Below are 19,059 nucleotides of genomic sequence, written 5' to 3' on the forward strand. Positions count from 1 at the left end.
GACGATGTCTAACGCGAAGGGCGACCGCCGCGAGCGCGAACTGGTGAACGAACTCGACGACGCCGGCTTCGCGGTGATGCGCGCGCCGGCCAGCGGGAGCGCCACCGAGCGCGAACTACCGGACGTGCTGGCGGGCGACGGCGAGACGTTCTACGCGGTCGAGGCGAAATCGAGCGCCGGCGACCCCATCTACCTCGACGGCGAGGAGGTCGAGGCGCTCGTCTACTTCTCGCGGAACTTCGGCGCGAAACCCCGTGTCGGCGTCCGGTTCGACCGCGAGGACTGGTACTTCTTTCACCCCGGCGACCTCCACCGGACCGACGGCGGCAACTACCGCGTCAAGAAGGAGACGGCGCTGTCCGACGGCACCGACTTCGCGGAGTTCACCGGCCAGTCGGAGAAGGTGACGCTCGACGAGGTGGGCGACGGCGGCGGGGGCGACGGCCCGGACGAGCGCGTCGTGAACGTGCTCGAAGCCGTCGAGCGCGGCGACGTGTCGGTCGAGGAGGCGGCGGCGATGCTCGACGAGTAGCGGACCGGCGGCCAACTCACTCCAGCATTGCCGCGGCTTCGTCGGGGTCGACCGTCGCGTACCGCACGACGCCGTCGAACGCCTCGACGGGGAGGCGGTCGCCGCCGGGGACGCCCCGGCCGTCCCGGTCCCGCAGGTGGCGGTCGACGAACCGCCGGGCGACGAGCGCCCTCCGGGCGTCGTCCCCACCTTCGATGTCCTCGCGGGCCTGCTCCAGCAGCAGCGCGGCGGTGAACACGTCGAAGACGTAGTGCAGGACGCGCTTGGCGGACAGTTCGGCGTACGCCTCGCCCTCCGTCGCCAGCGTCGCCAGCGCGCTCGCCAGGGCGTTCGTCTCGGCCCGGACCGTCTCCACGTCCGCCGACAGGACCCCGCCGTCCGCGGCGTCGAGGCGCTCGGTGACGGTCGACAGCAGCGGCTCGTGGGCCGCCTCGCGGTCCAGCGCCCGGAGCACGTCCAGCGAGAGCACGTTCTCGGTCCCCTCCCAGATCGGCAGCACCTGCGCGTCCCGGAGCAGGCGGTGGGTCGGGAAGTCGCTGACGTAGCCGTTCCCACCCTGTATCTCCATCGCGTAGGAGGCCGTGTCGACGGCCATGCGGCCCGTCCGGGCCTTCGCGATGGGGACGAGCAGGCGCATCAGCCGGTACGCCTCGCCGCTATCGGGGTCCGTCGTCGGCTCGCCCGGCAGGTCGCCGCGGGCGCGCCGGGCCGCGCGCTCGCGCTCCGAGAACAGCCGGGCCGCCTCGAACGTGAAGGCGGTCGCGGCCTCGTGGTCGACGGCCATGTCGACCAGGTCCGCGGCCATCAGGGGGTGCTCGTCGAGGCGCTTGCCGAAGGCCTCGCGGTCGGCGGCGTGGACCTTGCTCTCCAGCAGCGCCCGCCCCATCAGCCCGCAGGCGGCGGCCGCGTTCGACAGGCGTTCGAGGTTCAGCATCTCGGCCATCTGCTTGAAGCCGCGCTCGCGGTCGCCGACGAGATGCGCGCCCGCGCCGTGCAGTTCGACCTCGCCGGTCGGCACCGAGATGGTCCCGAGTTTGTCCTTCAGCCGCCGGTACGTCTGGTCGTTCAGCTCGCCGGTGGCGGGGTCGTCCGCCCCCTTCGTCGCCGGGCCGCCCTCGGGTGTCGTGTGGGGAACGAGAAACAGGGAGAGGCCCTCGGTGCCGTCCGGTGCGCCCTCGGGGCGGCCGAGCGCGAGCGTGCCCTCGGCGTCGATGTTCGAGCAGAACCACTTCTCGCCGTCCAGCCGCCAGCGGCCGGCGTCTGCGTCGTACCGCGCGGTCGTCTCGGTCGCGCCCACGTCGCTGCCGCCCTGACGCTCGGTGAGGAACATCGCGCCCTCGATCAGGTCGTCGTAGTCCCGGCTAACCAGCGCCTCGTAGTACGGCCACGCGGGCCCGTCGCGGTCCGCGAACTTCTCCAGCACCAGCGCGACGCCGGTCGTCATCGCCACCGGGCAGTCGAAGCCGGGGTCGGCGTACGACAGCAGATACTGCATCGCGAGGTTGTGCGTGAACGGCAGCGGCTCGTCCCGCCCCGGCGGCGCGCGAAAGCAGTCGGCGACGATCCCGGACTCGTAGACCAGACGCTCGTTCTCGTGCTGTGCCGGGTGGTAGCGCACGTCGTTCGCGGGGTCGCCGTACGCGTCGTAGGTCCGCAGTTCCGGGCCGTGTTCCTCGACGACCGCCGAGTTCTCGACGACGGTCGTGCCGACGAGGTCGCCGAACTCGGCCAGCCGCGGTGCCGCCCAGTCGAGCGCGTCGTCGTCGTAGACCCGTCGTACGGTCGACTGGAGCGTCCGGTCCACGTCCCAGTAGCTGACGTCCCGGCCGCCGTCGAGGGTAGCGTAATCTATCGGCGTCTCCATACCGGACGTGCGTGACAGGTTCACATAATACGCCGGGGGATCAACGGGTCGCGGGTTGCGCGCGGTTGATCCGGCCGACGCGCGTCCCGCCACCGTGGCCGTCCCCCGCCATCCGCTCCAGCCGGGTGCGCGGGAACGAGTACACGCGGAGCGTCTCCCGCGTCGGGCCGTCCGCGCCGATCCGGACCGACTGCGGGTAGACGACGCCGACGACGGGGTCGTCCGCCGGGTAGTCGCGGTTGGTCGGGTAGTCGGCGACGGTGTGGACGGAGCGGTCGATCGCGACCTCGTCGGCGCGCCGGTCGGAGACGGCGACGACCTGCAGGCGGTCGCCGGTCTCGCGGTCGCGCACGCGGTCGCCGACGCGGATCCGGTGGTCGGCACAGAAGTGCGGGCCGGGGGCGTCCGTCGGCACGAACGTCGTCGCGCCGCAGGTCGCACAGGCCGCGGCGACGGTCCCGGGCGGCGGCACCCGCCCCTCGTTGACCTCGATGGCGACGCGGCGGACGTGCTTGCACCGTGCGCCGCGGAACGCGTGGTCCGGGCAGGTACAGCGCCCGGCGGGCAGGTTCACGTGGTACGTCTCGCCGCTGGCGCTCTCGACCTCGTAGAGGTCGGTGCCGTAGGCAGTCACGGACATCGGTTCGGTGCGCGCGCGGCGCGACCGCTCGTCGAGTTCGGTCCCGCGCGGGACCGGAAGCGTCGTCTTCGATGACGCGGCTGTGAGTTCTGATTGCGTCATAGTGATGCGGGCCGGTCAACCGCCGATATCGGTCGGTTCGACCGTGTCCCCGTACGGATCCTTGGTGCCCGAGACGGGTAAGTCTTGTACGTGGACGGGCCGATATGACGGACCGCTGTCCGGATGTGGGGCCTGCGGCGATCGCCTGGATCCGTTCGCCGTCCTCGGCGGCCGTTCCGACAGTCTAAGATGGCCGGAGCCGCTACTGCGGGTATGAACGCGCTCCACGCATCCCCCGCGGCCGGCGACACGGTGCTGGTCGTCGTCGTCGGTCTCGCCGCCGTCGCCTCCGCCGTGGTTCTGGGACTCGCGCTCGCGGCGCTGCTCCGGCGGCGGTCGCGGTCGTACCTGCTGGTCGCGCTGGCGCTCGCCACGCTCGTCGCCCGAACCGGCATCGTCGCGCTGACGATGGCTGGCGTCGTCGCCGACCCGACCCACCACCTGATCGAACACGTCCTCGACGTGGTCATGGCGGGACTGGTCATCGCCGCCGTGTACGCAGCGCGGGAGCCGACCCCCGAGGTCGCGGAGGGTGACCTATGAGCGACGTCCGGAGCCGGATCGCGGACCGGATCGCCGACGACCCGGGCATCCACTTCAACGAACTCGTCCGGTCGCTCGACCTCGCCCCGGGGCAGGTCCAGCACCACGTGAAGCGCCTGCTCGATACGGACCGCATCGTCCGGGCGCATCTGTACGGCCGGACCCACTACTACCCGCCGGCGGTCGACGAGTGGGAGCGACGGGCGCTGGCGCTGTGTCGACGCGAGACCGCGCGGGACACCCTCGCGGCGCTCGTCGTGGACGGCCCGCAGCGCCCGGCCGACGTGGCGGAGGACCTCGGGATCGCCCGGAGTACGCTGGAGTACCACCTCGACCGCCTCGTCGAGGCGGGGCTCGTTCGGAAGGAGCGCGACGAGCGCGGCCGGGTGACGCTGGTGCTCGACGACCCCGAGCGGACCGTCCACCTGCTGGAGACCGTCGAGCCGTCGGTGTCGGACCGCCTCGTCGACCGCTTTACCCGGCTCGTCGACAACCTGCTCGCCGAGTAGCCGGGGTGTCGGCGGCGGCCTCGTCCCCGTCCCCGCTCCGATTCAGTCCCCGAACCGACCTCCGTTTCGAGGGGTGGACCAGAACGCGTTTTCACGCGGAGTCCCCAGACGACCGTATGCAACGACGCGACGTGTTACGCGCCGGGGGCGCGCTCTCCCTTGCGGGCGTGGCCGGTTGCCTCGGCAGTATCCTCGAAACCGAGTCGACCGGGATGCCGCCCGTGCTCGACGACCGGCCCGACGCCGTCTACCTCCCGACGCACGTGGAGGGGATGAACATGGTCGGGAGCGCCGCGAACGGCGACTACAAGTTCGCGCTCACCTACAGCTACGCCCACCGCTTCTGGACGGTCGCCGGGACGGAGGCGTCGCGCCACGCCATCGATGACGAGGACGACGTGCACCTGATGGCGACCGTGTGGGACCCGGAGACCCGGACCGTCCTCCCCGACACCGGCCTCTCGATCGAGATCCGTGACGCCGACGGGAACCTCGTCACCGAGGAGGTCATCTACCCGATGCTCTCCCAGCGCATGGGCTTTCACTACGGCGCGAACTTCGGCCTCGACGGCGACGGCACATACGAGGTGGAGGTGAGCGTCGGCGGCATGGACACGCGCCGGACGCGCGGGTTCGAGGGGCGCTTTGCCGACCCCACGAGCGTGACGATAGCGTGGGACTACAGCCAGGAGGACCGCGAGTCGATCGGCTACCGCGAACTCGACAACGCCGGCGACCGGAACGCGGTCGCGCCGATGGGGATGTCGTTCCCGAACGCCGTCGCGCCCGACTCGCTTCCCGGCGACTCCCTCGGCAGCGCCGCGAGCGGCGACGTGCAGTTCGCCGCGACGGCGCTCGACGCCGCGCCCTTCGGCGGCGACGGCACCTACCTCGCGCTGTCGGCGCACACGCCGTACAACCGGATGCTGCTCCCGGAGATGGCGGTGTCGGGGACGCTCACTCGCGACGGCGAGACGGTGTACGAGGGCGCGTTCGAGCGGACGCTCGACCCCGAACTCGACTACCACTACGGCGCGGTCGTCGACGGTATCGAGTCCGGCGACGAACTCGAGGTCCGGGTCGACACGCCGTCCCAGACCGCCCGCCACGAGGGGTACGAGACCGCGTTCCTCGACACGCCGCCGGCGACGCTCACGGTCGAGTGAGAGCAACCACTCCCGGGCCCGAGACCCCTTTCGAAGCGCTTTTCGCCGGCGGCGCAGTTGGCCGAGGTATGGACCGACAGACGCTGACCGAGATCGCCGTCTCCGTGGGGGCGGTCGGAACGATGATCGGCGCGATGATGTTCGTCGGGTCGAGTTACACGACGAACAACGAGCTAACGACCGAGGGCGGACAGGTGCTCGTCGGCGTCATCTTCCTGTTCATCCTGCTGATGTTCGCCGTCGGCTTCGCCCTCTCGAAGGCCGACTTCGAGTCCGACGCCGAACAGGCCAGCCACGACGGCGCGAACGGCAGTTAATCCCGCCGACTCGCGTCCAGCTACTCGCGCCAGTCGACCGTCGCCTCGGCCGCGTCCAGTCGCTTCTCGTAGTACTTCAGGGGGTGGGGGACGGTCTCGCAGACCTCGTCCTTGTTCACGCAGAGCCCGTACGCTTCCATCGTCTCACAGGACGGCGGCGGGTACTCCGTCCCCCCGTCGGCCGTCGCGATCCTGTCGGCGCGGTAGTCGTCGCCGTCGGCACAGAACGCGTCGACCTCCGCGTCGTCCATCCCGATCGCCGTCAGGAACGACGTGAGGGCGAACCGGTCGGGTTCCGGTAGCTCGCCGTCGCGCTCGCGCTCGACCAGTTGCTGGAGACAGGGCGGGAACAGGTCGGGCACGACCGCGTCGATGTCGCCGGACAGTTCGAGGTCCGCGAGGAGGTCCTCGACGGCCTCGACCGCGTCCCCCAGTTCGGCAGCGATGGTCTCGGGGACGGCGAGCGGCAGACCGGCGCTCACGCGACGCTCGACGGCCTGCCGGAGCAGCAGGTGGAGCTCCTCCTCGTCGACCGGGACGCCGCCGTCCGCGAGCGACCGGCTCGCCAGCCGCCAGCGGTCGCCCGGCAGGTCGCCGGCGAGCGTCAGGTAGTCGCCGACGGGCACGCGGAACCCGTCGCCGTCGGTCGTCGCGTCGAGGTCGAACTCCCGGAGCAGGCGCTCGCGGCTCATCCGCTCGCCGCTGGCGCTGCGCAGTTCGTCGGCGTCGAAGTCCGCGGTGAACCGCCGGTGGGCGGTGACCGCCTCGGCGCGGGCGTACTTCCGGGTCAACACGGGGTCGTCGACGAGCGAGACGAGGACGCGCGCGACCGGGTAGGAGAGCAGTTCGACCCGGGGCTGGCGGGCCGGGTCGCCGGTGGTGTCCCCCGACAGCGCCGCCTCGACGCGGCCGACGGCGCGCTCGACTGCAGCGGGGTCGTCCCGCGCCACGAGGTCGGCCAGGTCGACGGCCGCCTCGTCGACCGCCTCCCGGGCGGCGTCGAGGAACGGGTACCGGGCGTGGAACCGTTGCATCGCCGATTCGTTACGTCCGACACCCGATAAATAACTCGGTCGACCGGTCAGCCGCGTGGCCGGTTTCGACGGCGCTCGTCACCGACCGGACGAACTAAGTCCGCTCGCTCGCCTACCAGCGTGCGAGTGCCGTACTTCGACTACCCCTGTCCCGACTGCCGGACCACCAACAACCTCCACGAGACGGACTGCCGGTTCGCGGGCACGTCGTGGGCGACGGTCGAGAAGGCGTACGTCGACATCGTCGCGGCGCTGTCGGCCGAGCCGCGGCCGGAGGCCGCGCTCCGCGACGCCGTCGACGGCGACTGGGGCGCACTCCACGCGGCGGCGCTGTCGCTGCTGCGCGACGAGTACCGCGTCTTCGAGGTGGGCAGCGGCGACGAGGCCGACGAGGCCGCCAACCGCGTCCGGGGGTCGGACGGCGACCTGGCGCTGACAAGCCCCGAACAGCGCCGCGAGCACCTGAGCCAGCCCGACCGCGAACCGCTGCGGACCATCTACCGCGAGGGGTCGGTGCCGGGCTGTCACGACAACGCCGTCTTCGCGATGATCGCCTACTACGAGATGGTCGGCTTCTCCTGGCGCGAGACCAAGGAGAAGGTGATCGAGTGGCTCCACGACAGCGGGACGTGGGCACGCGGCGGGTTCGAGGAGGCCTCGCCCGAGGAGCTCGTCGCGAGCAAGCGCCACGTGTACGAGGAGGGGTACGGCTGGAAGGAGAAGGCGACCGCCGCGAAGCGCGTCATCGACCGCCGGGGGTAGCCCCGGCGAGCCGCGACGCACGTCCGCGCTCCCTCAGCGCCAGTCCGCGTCCGGGTCGACGACGTGCTCCGGGTCGTCGCCCGAACGCACCGCCTGCACATCCGCGATCAGCGTCTCGTTCAGCGTCGCCAGCGACCGCTCCGAGTAGAACCCCGCGTGCGGCGTGACGAGGACGTTCTCTAGGTCGAACAGCGGCGACCCGTCGGGCGGCTCCTCGGCGAGCACGTCCAGCCCCGCGGCGGCCAGTTCGCCGCCCGTCAGCGCGTCGTACAGGGCGTCCTCGTCGATGATCCCGCCGCGACCGACGTTGACCAGCACCGCGTCGTCGGCCATCGCCTCGAACGCCTCGGCGTCGAACATGCCGCGCGTCTCGTCGGTCAGCGGCGCGTGGACCGAGACGGCGTCGGCCTCGTCCAGTAGCGTCCCGAAGTCGACGCGGCGCGCGCCGTACTCGGTGACCGTTTCCTCGTCGACGTAGGGGTCGTACACCGCAACGTCGAGGGCCAGCCCCTCCGCGAGTTCGACCAGCCGGCGTGCGATCGCGCCGAAGGAGACGACGCCGAGCGTCGACCCGACGACCGGGGAGAGCGGCCGCCCGGCTTCCCAGGCCCAGTCGCCGTCCCGTACCTCCGCGTCGTACTGCCGCAGGCGGCGCTTGCAGGCGAGCAGGAGCGACAGCGCGTGGGTCGCCACCTCGTCGGTGGAGTAGTCGGGCACGTTCGTCACCGTCACGCCGTGCTCGGCGGCCGCCGCCACGTCCACGTTGTCGACGCCCGTCCCGGCGCGTGCGACCAGTTCGAGCGACTCGCACGCCTCGAACACCGCGGCGGTGACCGGCGTGTTCACGTCGACCACCAGCGCGTCGGCGGTTTCGGCGGCCGCCGAGACGGCCGCCTCGGTGCTCGTGTCCGCGACGGTCACGTCGGCGTCTAACCGCTCGCGGAACAGTTCGTCGTCGACGAACGGGGTGTCGCTGAGGACGACTTCCATTGACGGGTCGACGTTGGCGCGGCGGGCTAAAAGGGATTAGACACCGTTCCCGCGGCACGGGAACGATCGATCGGTCAGCCGCCCGTTCGACGCTTCCCCCACTCGTGGCCGAGCACGGCGACCGCGGCGAACAGCCCGGCGAGCAGTCCGGCGTGGACGGCCGACCCGACGATGCCGGCACCGACCGCGCCGCCGACGCCGCCAGCGACGCCGGCGTACGCGGCACCGCGGTCGGTCTCGGACCCGAACGGCATCCGTCCTCAGTCGCTCTGGATCCGGGGCGCGAGCATGAACGTGACCTGCCCGTTGCCCTCTGCGATGTCGAAGTGGATCTTGACTGGGAACTCCTCGCCCAGTTCGAGGGTCACCTCGGCGTCCTTGTCGATCGCCTTGTTCATGTCCTTCAGGTAGTCGAGGCTAAAGAGGGAGTAGGCGGGGCCTGCCTGCAGGTCGATGAGGTCGTCGCGGTCGAGTTCGAGATGGACGTCGTCCGTGTCGCCCTCCGCGTCGACGTAGAACTGCTCGTCGGTCTCGTCGACGCCCAGCGCGATGTGGTCCGACACCATGTCGGCGGCGGTGACCGCGCGGTCGATGTCCGCGCCCTCGATGACGATCTCCGAGGCCAGGTCCAGATCGGGGATGTCCGGCTCCTGGCGGATCGAGTCGGGGTCGATGAGCGCGAGCGTGTACTCCAGCCCGTCGATCTGGATGTGGAGCTTGCGGGTCTCCTCGTCGAGTTCGAGCTCGACGAGCTGGCCGGAGTCGGCCATGCCGACGATGTCCTCCAGCCGCGAGAGGTTGACGCCGATGAGGCCGCCGTCCGCTTCGTAGGACTCGAACGCGTCGGCCGACAGCGAGAGGTCGACCATGCCGACGTTGGCGGGGTCGACCGCCCGGATCTCGATCCCGTCCTCGTTCAGGTGGATCTTGCACTCGTCGACCAACACGCTCACGGAGTCGAGCGCGGTTCCGAGCGTCTCCGCGCTCACTATCGCCTTGAACATTCTTGCGTCGAGATTTGGCGGCCCCACATAAAAAACCGCGCGTTCCGCGTGCGCGCGGGAACTGCGACGGGCGGTCGCGGGACCGTTCCCCATCCACGGCCGCGTCCCGCTACCCCTATCTGTATCGGACGGGTAGGGTCCGCTAACTGACCATGGGACGCAAGGACCACTACTACAACTAATCCGCTTAGACTGTTATGCCCTGTAACTCGACGCACTCCGATACAACCCCTTTGTTTCGTGTAGAATCTACTCCTGCCGACAGGAAATAGGAACAAAATCGCCGGGGGTTAGAGCCGCCCAATGCCAACTACCCTCCCCTATTCGAGAAGCTCAAAGTCCTCGTACTGGACGTTGAAGTCGTTGCCCGCATCGGCACACGTCACGTGCCACGTCGTCTCGTAGTACTCATCCACCACCCCCTCAACAACGACAGTCACCGCGGAGTTGTCGCCGCTGAACTCGTCCACGTCAACCGTGATAGTCCGATAACCCGACTCGACGTCACCCCGATCAGCCACGACTTCACCCGTCACCTCAAACACCTCATCATCCAACCCGCCAACCAGTTCCTCGTCAATCACATCGCGCTTCTCCCCGTCACTAACTCGTAGATTCAGCCGAACTTCGGCACCTTCCGAGATGTCGGTGAGGAAGGGATCGATGACCATACCAATGCAATCACACGATGACAGGAAAAGAAGAACGATGGGGACGCGCAGCCACCCCACAGGTGGCCGATGAGCTGTGACGTGAGACCGGTCGGGAGTTAAGCCCGCTCCACCCAGTCCACGTCGCCCTGCAACTGATACTCCGTGCCAACGGGATCAGCGGTCATATACGCCGGATGATACACCCCGGACTTCTTCATGTGCCGCTGATTCACGCCGAGGTACTCGAATCCCTCCACGTCAATGCTGATCGTGACCATCTCCACATCTGCGTTGCCCATCTCATCCACCGACTCAACCTCACCCCTGAACTCACGCCGTAAATCAACATCCACGTCAACAGCGTCCTCATCACCGTGGATGTTCCCCACCACAGACTTCACGTCCACCTCGTCACCAACCTCAACACGACTCATCACCTCAAACACATCCTCGTGACCCACCCCCGTGCTGATGATGGAAACATCCGATACATCGCCCATCAGCTCGCCGTCCGCCGGCGCGTGACCGCGCCACAACTTGTGGGCGTCGAAACCGCTGCGAAACTCCATCACATCATCAACGACGGGCGACTCAAGCACCATTACTCCGTCATCTGGCATCACGTCACGAACGCTCGCCTGTAACTCTCTGCCATCTTCCAAAGTAATGTCCGCGACATCTCCACCGTCGGCACTGCCCAGTTCAGAGACGCTCACCGACATACACGGTGGATTATGGAGCCTTCCCAGTTAAAAGTGAATCAACCGACAACGAGGGAGCGCAGCCACCCCAAAGCGCCGCCGAAGCGGCCCGGAGCGAATCTACGCGGTCACGGGACTGGCACGCTTCTCCTCGTCCTCTACAGGTACCCACTCGTCCACCTCGACAACCCCCCGTTCCACGTACATCACCTTGCAGATGCAGCTGAGAACAACCTCACCGTCCACCTCACCGCGGACGACGCGCCCGTGACAGTCGGTACACCGCATATCTGTCTCCATCTTACCTAACAGTACGCTGTCAAAACGTTTAAAACAATCGACAGAAGGAGTGGTGATTCAGTCGAGACTCTTCTCCAACTTCCGAACCATCTCCTCAACCCGCTCCGCATCCTCTCCATCCAGATACGGTATCACACGCTCACCTTTCTCGATCTTATTCCGAAGCGCAACAGAAGACGCATCAACGAGAATCATCTCCTCAACATCCTCTACGTAGCCGTCAACACTCCACCCGTCACGCCGAATCGGAACGATGTTGTCGGGAGGATCAATCGGATCGTTCGAGTACCGATCATCAGCCATCGACTTGTACTTCTTTCTCGTCCTGCTATCGAGCGATCCGAACGCTGTCATTGCACTATCCCAGAACCCCTTCCGCTCCGATGTCCAGCTTCCACACGTCTCGCCGCTTCGATTGAACACATCCCACCGCTGAACAGCCGCAAGCACGTTCACCTTGAAGTTCACGCTCTTGCCGCTGAACTCCTCGTACTCGACGTGCTCCGGGGCGATGGCGGGCTGATCGTACTTCTCCATTACCTTCTCCAACATCGACTTACGAAGAACGAAGTCGTCCTCGTAGTCGTGAGGATCATACAGCTCTTCCTCGTAGCCGTCATCCTCGCCGTCATTACCGATGAGCGACAGTTCACGGCGCTGGAACTCGTTCTCGATGATATCCTCGACGGTGGCCTTGATTTTGCCGTGTCCCTCGTGTGGACTGTCCTCGACGATCTTCCTCAGCTTGGCTTCAGTCTTGTCGTCAAGGTCTGCACGCAGACTGTAAGTCACTCCACCCGATGTTTTACTACTCTGACACTTATACTTTGTTCAAAACAAAATGTATGTGTGCGGTGTGGATTGAATCCCCGGAGACTATTCCGACCATCTTGTTCAAAAACAAAAGAAAAGAACGCGTCTGGTAATACCTTGTCTGACACTTAGCCTATGTCGCTCGCACACGTTGCCGCTGGATTGACGGTTGCTTCGCGTTGTCGGAGTCAGACCGTTGCATCGGACGCACATCTGAAGCGACGTTTTCGACGTGCCTGCTCTGACGGGCGTTGCTCGTGGTGGCCAGAGAGGCTCGGTGGGGACGGCAGCCTAGGCCAACCATCTCATCCTAAACTTTCCCATAATACACACTTTAAATTACTTTTACTAGAAAGAGTATAGTAGGTAGGTAAGGTTGGTGTTGGTTTGTTCAAAGGGATAACATAATGCTCACGCCCCCCGACTCATCTTCACGACGACTGACTCAGACTCCCACCCCCACTCCTCACGTTACACACACATACTTTGTTTTGAACAAAGTTTGGAGGACGTGAGGAACAGCCAACGACTCTCTCCACGGCTGTCGCTCTGGACTGCTGGCCGTCGCACTCGTGTCCGTCGTTTCTGGCGCTTCCGCCATTCCGCACATTTCTCTCGTCCCGCACGTTTGAAACGTCGATCTCGTCTCCAACGTCAACTCGCGGCCGACGCTAACGCGCACAGGCACGTGCAGACGCGCATAGGCGCACCTGTTCGACTCTTTCCACTCCGCGCCCTATCCGTCGCGTCGGAGATTGATTCGAAATTCGGCCTTCTATGACCCTCTCTGAGAGTCGCGTGCTTGTAGTGATGTTCACGAGGGAACAGTATCACTTCGGATCGGGGCCCACGGCAATTTGATATTCCGAACTTTCTAATACCGGAAGGTGGTCAGACGACGGGGTTTTCCGCGGGACGGCCGTACACACGTGTGCAGATGAGCAGTGTAGGCAGGAGGGAGCGTCCGTCGCTCCCCGACTGCATCTCAGCGGTAGAGCAGGATCAGATGGTAGTCGTCGAAACCGATGCGGGAATCGAGTTTCAGGTGTACGTGACCGTGATGGATTGGAATCCCGATCCGTTCGCGTTCCGCGATGGAGTGAGGGAGTGGCGGTTGGATGTTGGCATCGAGGTGTACGACGAGGAATGTGATCTGGGAGCGGTTGAGCACCCTGTTGGTGACATCAGGACGACGTGGGATCACCGTGATGGATGGGGTGATGCGGTGGCTCGTGTTGCCGAGTTGCCTGATGAGTTTGATATCGATGATTTCGAGGATTACGGTGAGTATGAGAGCGAGATGGTTTACGAGGAAGTCGGTGAAGTCGTTGACGTGCGTCGGAGTTGAAGCCAGCGCGGTTTTCCTTTTTATTTTTCACTTCGGTGGAGAGTGCGAGTCGCCGCGCTCAGACGCTTTTCCCGGACGAGTTCAATAGGCATACTGACTAAAGAAACCGGATTATCAACTACCGATAGGATACCAGTCCTTCGCCGAAGCAAATGAACGGGCTAGATCTGTGTTTGAGCGGATGGTTGCGGAGTGAGACCTAGATCCCCAGCTCGGTGATTCCGGCGGCGATGAACGCGGCACCGTAGTTTTTCCCGTCGATGTGTCGGCGGACGATGGCACCTTCCGGCAGACAGTCGTGGATGGTGAACTCGTCGATGCTGTACCTTCCCTTCCCATTCAGCGCCCTGACGCCTCCTTCGAGGATCACTGGAGTGAGCGTGGTTTCGCGCCCTTGCTCGTCACTCGGCCCTGTGGGTGCTTCGAGGTCGCTGAAGTCCTTGTAGTAGTCCGGGACGGCGATCTTGCCCCGGGAGTGTCGCTCGATGAAGTTGTCGACGCGGGTCGGCGGTGACGTCACCAGTCCGATGGTGCGCGGCTTGTCGGTGGCCTCGGTCTCGCCACCGGTGTTCATTCTGACTGTCAGCGCCGGCGTGAGATTGTCCAGCGTTGTCGGTTCTGACCAGTCGATGTTGTCGTGGGGCAGTTCATCGCTCCACGCGGTGTGCATATCCGGGTGCTGTTCCGCGGTTTTGATAGGTTCTGTGCTCCCCTCGGTCGTTGGTAAGTCCTTCACGGGGTGCTGACCCCTTTCCATCACGGGGCCACTCGGCCCGAGACTTTCACTTCGATAACGGGGTGTCTCCCCCGATTGCGAACCCGCTGTGATCCCACCCGGGGGATGTCCTATTGGGCTTCTAGTCGATTCCGCCGCTGGCCGCCAACCCCCCGGCAATAATCCCGTATATTTGTGGCCATAGCCGGCAGTTGCCGAGTGTTCTGCCGAGTGATTTATTCACCGTCGTGAGTGAGTTATTAATGTAGTGCGTGCTACATATTCTGAGCCAGAGAGGTGCGATGATCTCAGTCAGATGGTGCTGTCTGCGCTGCACAAGCGGGGTCGAGCCAGCACCTCGCAGTTGAGGAGGATGACCGGCGGCGACAGCAGTAGCATCAGGTATCGCATCGACGAGTACCTGTCCCCCGCGGGACTCGTCCGCGAGGTTGACCGCAAGGAACACGCCGGCAACGACGTGCGCGTGTTTGAGTTGACGAACGAGGGGCAGATGTACGTCAGCGATATGTGGAGTGACCTGACCCACTACGCACGCCGCCACGAGGTGCTTGACGCCGCCGAGGAGACGCACGACCGTCTTGATCTGCTTCACGACCGCATCGATGATTTCGAGCGACGACTGGACGAGATGGACGAGGACATCGAGGGCATAGCGGACGAGCTGTTCAGCGAGTGGCAGCAGTTCCGGGGCGGGATGGAGGGCAACTTCTCACAGTTGCGCGAGCAGGTCGCCTCGATGGAGGAACAGTTGGAAGCCGAGCAACGCGAGCGCGAGAAGCTCGAAGAGCGCGTGGACGAGTTGGAGCAGCTGGTGGGGAGCGAGACCGATATGGCCACGCGCCGCGACGAGACGCTCGTTGAGGCTGTCGTTCGGAACCGCCGGCTGGTTGAGGAGGCGTGGGCACGCGTGATGGAGTTTGAGATAGAGACCGGTGTAGCGAACTACCTCAGCGTGGGGAAGGCGAAGGAACTCGTGTCGGGGTACGGGCCGCGAGAGCTGCGGGACTGGCGGCGGTGACGTGGTGGTTCAGTTGATTTCTTGAAACAGTGTGATAGCTTCCGCCTTGAAGCGGTTGTACAGTCTTCTTTCGGCCCATTCATCCGCCTCGTGGATACGGTAGTCGTTGCGCCCCGCACGGACGATCACGGCGCTGTTGATGTCGAGCGAGTCGAGTTGATGCAAGGCAACTGTCTGCATTTTCGAGGCGTTAGTAACTCTTTTTGAGGTCTTGATCTCAACGAGAATCACTTCCTCGGTGTCAGGATGTAGGAGCAGCAGATCGATTCGACCGGCATAGCCGGCGTCGCCGTGTTTGTGTTCCTCGTTGAGGAAGTTGGTTGTCTCGGCGTGTTCGCACCTGATGACCTGCATTTTCGCGGCCGCGTACGTTTCGGCATCGATCAGGTCGCAAAGCGCGTCCTTGACCCGGGACGTGATGTCGCGAGCATCCGACTGGGCTTGCTTGGCGAGATCGTCGAAGATGAACCGGTCGGGGTAGTAGTCCTTGAGCGTGGAGACCACCTCGGCCTCTGTGCCGGTGTTGGGGTCGAGAAGTTGGACTTTGATGTCGTCTCGCTTGTGGGTGGATCGGTAGTCGTCTTCCAGACTCTCCTGCAGGTTCAAGTGTGCGGTGCGCCCGACCAGTCCCGCGTATTCCCGGACGCGTTCCGGGTTCTCGACGCTCCGATCGTAGTTTTCCAGCGGGAACAGAGGTTCGTGTAGTTCTCCCTCCATGGGGTGATTGAAAGGCACTCTCTGCACGATCTCGTTGACGCTGGGATAGTATGTCTCGCCCCGCTTGAAGCACCATACACCGTCTTTCTGGACTGCCCGGAGGTCGGAATCCGGAAAGTTCACCTCGCGGTGGAACTCGACGCTGGCCATATCCCGTGGAACGCCCCGGGAAAATATATCATTTTCCTGAACAGAATTCGCCCCCCCACACTTGGTACTTCAGGTATCCACGGTTTGGAGATGACCATCACGGGTCTCGATCTCCACGGTTTGCTCGCCCCGGGTGTCGATTTTGACCGTGGTTTCACTCTCCCGGGCGTGGATTCGGATGTTGAGGTCGTTCGCGCCGAGTGAAAGGAGATCGAGGTCATCGTCCGAGTACCGTCCGCCGTTGGTAATCCGATCGAGCGGGTCGAGGAACATTCTGTCATCGAGTGCGCTGTTCCTGAGTTAAATGGATGTGCCCCGGGCAGCATCCGGGGCAGAAGCAGAGACCAAGTCAAAGGCTGGGGCCGATACCGTCGAGATGAAAACCTCATCCAATAGTATTGTATTTCTCGTTTGTATCACTCGAGTAGGCGCGTGCAGATTCACGGGTTGGACTCTGCTGACTCGGCTTCTTGGCAGGGACAGACGGGGTTTTCGGAGAGAAAATCAAGGACGTTGTGTCTTCGATCGCACTCTCCGCATCGAACGTGAAAGGAGATGCTGGCCCTTGGATCGTCGATGCTGGCCGCTCCATTACGAACAAGTCGTTCCAACGTTCCTTCCACGACGTTGGTAAATCTGGTCTGCATCTTGCTGATCTGCTTCCGGTCGTGGCTGATGTCCGGTGAGTAGTCCCGGCTGGTGTCGATGTCGAGACAGTCCTTGAGGTGGCTCAGCAGAGTCCTGTAGCTGATGAAATCGGTGTTCACGGTGTCAACATCCACGCCCTGTTCACGAAGTTCCGTTTCGGCGCGGCGTCTCTCCGAGTCCAGCACATCATCGTCGGTGAGCAAGCGATAGTAGTTCTCCGCGTCACCATCCAGCACCGTCATCCCTGCTTTCTCCATCGCTCGCTCCAGCACGAGTTGGTTGAACCAGTCTTCGAGGGTTCTGACGCCCTTATCTTCTTCGTTGTACTTGTGGAGGAGTCGTTCGTCGAGATTGTACATCGAGTAATCGTCCCGGACGCGCCCCACCTTGCAGCACGAGGTTTTGGTCATCGTCTTGGGCCCGGTTGCGCAGCCCTGTCCACTTGAAGGCTGCATCGGATTGCTGCGTCTTCTTCAAGTTCTGGCTGAACTCACAGGTATCTCATCCCATTTACGACGAGCAGGGCGAGTTGTACGGGAGTATGGAGACTCGAGGAGCAGGCTCGTCACGCTGTACGATAACAAGTTCGACAGTCTCGGTACGCGGTAGATCAGCCAGTTCCTCTACTCGTCGGAGGTGGTTGAATTGAATGAGATCGAGCAGAAGGTGTAGCAGCTGCGGTTTTACATTTATAAGTAAACGATGAATAATAGGAAGTGCGGATGGTCGAGTACGTCAGAGCGTTGCATCCGAATCCAGAACAGGATGGTATGGCAGACGACATCCCCGACGAGAAGGTGCCGGGTTGCGGCGACACGGTGCTGTTGGAGTATGACGAGGCTCCGCCGGTTGAGGAAGGCGACGTGTTCCGCGACTCATGTCCGTCCTGTAAGCGTCACGACGCCCGGTTGGAAGTTGTCGAGATTCGAGCCGAGTAACCGCGTTCATTCTCCCCCCATCTCGGGGTACGATGTGACCTCGCGATACTCATCAACCCGTTCCTCGTACTCCTCTTCCGCGACTTCGAGCATCGTATCGACGAGGTTCTCGGCAGCCTCGTAGTGACGGTTGACACGATCCATAACGTCGATGTGGTCTCCATCGACTGGCTCGAAGGATGCCTCGGGATCGCCGGGTCTGAAGTCATCCAAGTCATCTATCGGGACGGTTATCGTTATCTCGGTGTCGTCGGTGGTGGGGCCGAGGAAGTGGACGAGTGAGGACGGAAGGGTGAGGTGGTGTTGGCCATAGGTTCGCAGGGCCTTGATGACCTCGTTTTCTCTCTTGAACTTGTTCTTGGCGTCCTCGATGGAGCCATCCGATGGGAGGTGCGGTTCGACGTTCTTCCCGAGTATTTCCTCGAAGCTGTATGCGGCGGCGGTGTAGTTGTGGACGTCCGCTCTCACTCGGCGGTGGAAGTCGCCGTCCTGATCGATGCCCTCGTCCTCGATTGTGTCGTGTGCTTCCTGCAGGCGTTGCTGGTTGTGGTGGAGGATGGCGATGGCGTTGGTGAGTTCGGCTGCGGCGTCGGTGAGCTTACGGACGGGGTGTGACTCCTTTTGCAGGGGCTCCTTTCGGGATGTCTTGGATATGTCTGCCGGTCTTTCAGGTCTGTCTGTGCCGCGCTCGTTCGCGTCGAATAGGAGAGCCAAGTCCCTGTTCTCGACTCGCACGTCGTACTCGATGTTGCAGTTGTCCCCGGGGCAGTCGTGGCGGGCAGTGTAGACCTGTTGAGACTTGCGCTCCAGTTCGTTGGCTTGGATGTCAAGCTCGGTGTTGCAGGAGAAACATTCGACGTCATCGAGGAGTGTGTTTATCAGACGTTTCAGCTCGTCGTCCATATTGGCTGAACCGGCGGTATGACCAAGTTAATTGGGCTGGAGAAGTTGATGCATACAGAGAACGGTGAAGACATCCTCTGGAGCGATTCGAGTGTGACATCTTTGGCGTGCCACGCCAGCCGCGTCACGGCGTCGATGCCGTAGATGGCGCCCTCGTCGTTGAGGAGAGTTGGCCACTTGTCGAGACGCTTCGCAACTCCAGTCTTGCGGATGAGATGGAGGTATTGATCGTCCATCTTGTGCTCGTGATTGCCGACCATGCCGTAGAAAGGATGTCGGCGGTATTGAGTGGCTGGAGAATATCGATACAGCGATTCTAGTCTGGAAGGCGAGGATAGCGAGCTTCGAAGCTGTCATCCACACAGATGACCTCTTCGACATCTTTGTCGATTGCGTACTCGATAGCCTGCTCGAAGGTGTTAGCGAAGTCCTCTCGGCTGTATAGCTCCCATATTGGAATTTCCCGGGGGGTATCGCTCACGTGGAGGAGCCGTGTAGTCCTGTGAGATCGTATGTGATGGTGGCTGACAGACATATCTGGGTCAACCGACGTGAAAGAGGAACAGATTCATACCATGAGTTGGAGAGCAGAAATCTTCACCATATCAAATAAGTGTCCCCGACGGGTCGTATCGTTGTATGAGCACTCGCGGAGATGGGGGTACGAATCT

The 19,059-nt window shown here is 63.8% G+C and carries 26 protein-coding genes; 9 read left to right on the forward strand and 17 right to left on the reverse strand.

The window, feature by feature from the left end:
* The first annotated feature begins 4 nt into the window (after nt 1–4).
* Nucleotides 5–532 (forward strand): Holliday junction resolvase Hjc, encoded by a 528-nt coding sequence (hjc, locus tag D8896_RS05120; RefSeq protein ID WP_121821008.1) that lies wholly within the window; start codon nt 5–7, stop codon nt 530–532.
* A gap of 16 nt (nt 533–548) precedes the next feature.
* Here hjc and D8896_RS05125 read toward each other — a convergent pair whose 3' ends face one another.
* Both D8896_RS05125 and D8896_RS05130 read right to left on the reverse strand, forming a co-directional pair.
* Nucleotides 549–2,396 (reverse strand): acyl-CoA dehydrogenase family protein, encoded by a 1,848-nt coding sequence (locus tag D8896_RS05125; protein ID WP_121821009.1) that lies wholly within the window; start codon nt 2,394–2,396, stop codon nt 549–551.
* 40 nt (nt 2,397–2,436) lie between these two features.
* A complete protein-coding gene (locus D8896_RS05130) occupies nt 2,437–3,138 on the reverse strand; it encodes an SWIM zinc finger family protein (RefSeq protein WP_121821010.1) in 702 nt (233 codons plus the stop codon).
* Nucleotides 3,139–3,351: 213 nt separating this feature from the next.
* Here D8896_RS05130 and D8896_RS05135 point away from each other — a divergent pair, with 213 nt between their 5' ends.
* From D8896_RS05135 to D8896_RS05150, 4 genes are all read left to right on the forward strand, one after another.
* On the forward strand, nt 3,352–3,681 hold the full coding sequence (locus tag D8896_RS05135) for a DUF7471 family protein (protein ID WP_121821011.1): 330 nt from the start codon (nt 3,352–3,354) through the stop codon (nt 3,679–3,681).
* On the forward strand, nt 3,678–4,190 hold the full coding sequence (locus D8896_RS05140; RefSeq protein WP_121821012.1) for a winged helix-turn-helix transcriptional regulator: 513 nt from the start codon (nt 3,678–3,680) through the stop codon (nt 4,188–4,190). The genes D8896_RS05135 and D8896_RS05140 overlap by 4 nt, the downstream gene beginning before the upstream one ends.
* A 116-nt stretch (nt 4,191–4,306) precedes the next feature.
* The gene (locus tag D8896_RS05145) at nt 4,307–5,356 is read left to right on the forward strand and encodes an iron transporter (RefSeq protein ID WP_121821013.1); all 1,050 of its coding nucleotides are present in this window, start codon (nt 4,307–4,309) and stop codon (nt 5,354–5,356) included.
* Between the two features lie 68 nt (nt 5,357–5,424).
* Complete coding sequence (locus D8896_RS05150) at nt 5,425–5,673, forward strand: DUF7472 family protein (protein WP_121821014.1); 249 nt, start codon at nt 5,425–5,427, stop codon at nt 5,671–5,673.
* 20 nt (nt 5,674–5,693) lie between these two features.
* Here D8896_RS05150 and D8896_RS05155 read toward each other — a convergent pair whose 3' ends face one another.
* On the reverse strand, nt 5,694–6,707 hold the full coding sequence (locus tag D8896_RS05155) for a DNA primase large subunit PriL (RefSeq protein ID WP_121821015.1): 1,014 nt from the start codon (nt 6,705–6,707) through the stop codon (nt 5,694–5,696).
* A 126-nt stretch (nt 6,708–6,833) separates the two neighbouring features.
* Here D8896_RS05155 and D8896_RS05160 point away from each other — a divergent pair, with 126 nt between their 5' ends.
* On the forward strand, nt 6,834–7,469 hold the full coding sequence (locus D8896_RS05160; protein WP_121821016.1) for a DUF7474 family protein: 636 nt from the start codon (nt 6,834–6,836) through the stop codon (nt 7,467–7,469).
* 33 nt (nt 7,470–7,502) lie between these two features.
* Here the strand turns inward: D8896_RS05160 and D8896_RS05165 are convergent, their stop codons facing one another.
* The 7 genes from D8896_RS05165 to D8896_RS05195 form a co-directional block, all read right to left on the reverse strand.
* Nucleotides 7,503–8,459: a C-terminal binding protein gene (locus tag D8896_RS05165; RefSeq protein WP_121821017.1), complete on the reverse strand. Its 957-nt coding sequence runs from the start codon at nt 8,457–8,459 to the stop codon at nt 7,503–7,505.
* Between the two features lie 74 nt (nt 8,460–8,533).
* Nucleotides 8,534–8,713 (reverse strand): hypothetical protein, encoded by a 180-nt coding sequence (locus tag D8896_RS05170; RefSeq protein WP_121821018.1) that lies wholly within the window; start codon nt 8,711–8,713, stop codon nt 8,534–8,536.
* Between the two features lie 6 nt (nt 8,714–8,719).
* Nucleotides 8,720–9,463: a DNA polymerase sliding clamp gene (locus D8896_RS05175; RefSeq protein ID WP_121821019.1), complete on the reverse strand. Its 744-nt coding sequence runs from the start codon at nt 9,461–9,463 to the stop codon at nt 8,720–8,722.
* A gap of 320 nt (nt 9,464–9,783) precedes the next feature.
* Nucleotides 9,784–10,134: a hypothetical protein gene (locus D8896_RS05180; protein ID WP_121821020.1), complete on the reverse strand. Its 351-nt coding sequence runs from the start codon at nt 10,132–10,134 to the stop codon at nt 9,784–9,786.
* Nucleotides 10,135–10,232: 98 nt separating this feature from the next.
* Nucleotides 10,233–10,838, reverse strand: a complete 606-nt coding sequence (locus tag D8896_RS05185) for a hypothetical protein (RefSeq protein ID WP_121821021.1) — start codon at nt 10,836–10,838, stop codon at nt 10,233–10,235.
* Nucleotides 10,839–10,937: 99 nt separating this feature from the next.
* Nucleotides 10,938–11,117 (reverse strand): hypothetical protein, encoded by a 180-nt coding sequence (locus D8896_RS05190; RefSeq protein WP_121821022.1) that lies wholly within the window; start codon nt 11,115–11,117, stop codon nt 10,938–10,940.
* A gap of 57 nt (nt 11,118–11,174) precedes the next feature.
* Nucleotides 11,175–11,909, reverse strand: a complete 735-nt coding sequence (locus D8896_RS05195; RefSeq protein WP_121821023.1) for a hypothetical protein — start codon at nt 11,907–11,909, stop codon at nt 11,175–11,177.
* Nucleotides 11,910–12,867: 958 nt separating this feature from the next.
* On the opposite strand from D8896_RS05195, the gene D8896_RS05200 reads away from it, so the two are divergent.
* The gene (locus D8896_RS05200) at nt 12,868–13,278 is read left to right on the forward strand and encodes a hypothetical protein (RefSeq protein ID WP_162991452.1); all 411 of its coding nucleotides are present in this window, start codon (nt 12,868–12,870) and stop codon (nt 13,276–13,278) included.
* A 199-nt stretch (nt 13,279–13,477) separates the two neighbouring features.
* Here D8896_RS05200 and D8896_RS05205 read toward each other — a convergent pair whose 3' ends face one another.
* Nucleotides 13,478–13,948, reverse strand: coding sequence for a hypothetical protein (locus D8896_RS05205; RefSeq protein WP_121821025.1), 471 nt, complete (start codon nt 13,946–13,948; stop codon nt 13,478–13,480).
* A gap of 418 nt (nt 13,949–14,366) precedes the next feature.
* Between D8896_RS05205 and D8896_RS05210 the strand changes: the two genes are divergently transcribed.
* Nucleotides 14,367–15,032, forward strand: coding sequence for a hypothetical protein (locus D8896_RS05210; protein WP_162991453.1), 666 nt, complete (start codon nt 14,367–14,369; stop codon nt 15,030–15,032).
* Nucleotides 15,033–15,041: 9 nt separating this feature from the next.
* On the opposite strand, the gene D8896_RS05215 is transcribed toward D8896_RS05210, so the two are convergent.
* From D8896_RS05215 to rdfA, 3 genes are all read right to left on the reverse strand, one after another.
* A complete protein-coding gene (locus tag D8896_RS05215) occupies nt 15,042–15,899 on the reverse strand; it encodes a hypothetical protein (protein WP_121821027.1) in 858 nt (285 codons plus the stop codon).
* A 69-nt stretch (nt 15,900–15,968) separates the two neighbouring features.
* Complete coding sequence (locus tag D8896_RS05220) at nt 15,969–16,172, reverse strand: hypothetical protein (protein ID WP_121821028.1); 204 nt, start codon at nt 16,170–16,172, stop codon at nt 15,969–15,971.
* A gap of 167 nt (nt 16,173–16,339) precedes the next feature.
* Complete coding sequence (gene rdfA / locus D8896_RS05225; protein ID WP_375137051.1) at nt 16,340–17,002, reverse strand: rod-determining factor RdfA; 663 nt, start codon at nt 17,000–17,002, stop codon at nt 16,340–16,342.
* 267 nt (nt 17,003–17,269) lie between these two features.
* Between rdfA and D8896_RS05230 the strand changes: the two genes are divergently transcribed.
* Entirely contained in the window at nt 17,270–17,485 is a 216-nt protein-coding gene (locus tag D8896_RS05230) for a hypothetical protein (protein WP_121821030.1), read from the forward strand.
* 6 nt (nt 17,486–17,491) lie between these two features.
* Here D8896_RS05230 and D8896_RS05235 read toward each other — a convergent pair whose 3' ends face one another.
* The 3 genes from D8896_RS05235 to D8896_RS19230 all read right to left on the reverse strand — a co-directional run bounded on the left by D8896_RS05235 (nt 17,492) and on the right by D8896_RS19230 (nt 18,869).
* Nucleotides 17,492–18,388: a hypothetical protein gene (locus tag D8896_RS05235; protein WP_121821031.1), complete on the reverse strand. Its 897-nt coding sequence runs from the start codon at nt 18,386–18,388 to the stop codon at nt 17,492–17,494.
* Nucleotides 18,373–18,624, reverse strand: a complete 252-nt coding sequence (locus D8896_RS05240) for a hypothetical protein (protein ID WP_162991455.1) — start codon at nt 18,622–18,624, stop codon at nt 18,373–18,375. Before D8896_RS05240 ends, D8896_RS05235 begins: the two co-directional genes overlap by 16 nt.
* An 80-nt stretch (nt 18,625–18,704) precedes the next feature.
* Nucleotides 18,705–18,869: a hypothetical protein gene (locus D8896_RS19230; protein WP_162991456.1), complete on the reverse strand. Its 165-nt coding sequence runs from the start codon at nt 18,867–18,869 to the stop codon at nt 18,705–18,707.
* Nucleotides 18,870–19,059: the final 190 nt, after the last annotated feature.

Source organism: Halostella salina, assembly GCF_003675855.1.
In the GTDB taxonomy this organism is placed as follows: domain Archaea; phylum Halobacteriota; class Halobacteria; order Halobacteriales; family Natronoarchaeaceae; genus Halostella; species Halostella salina.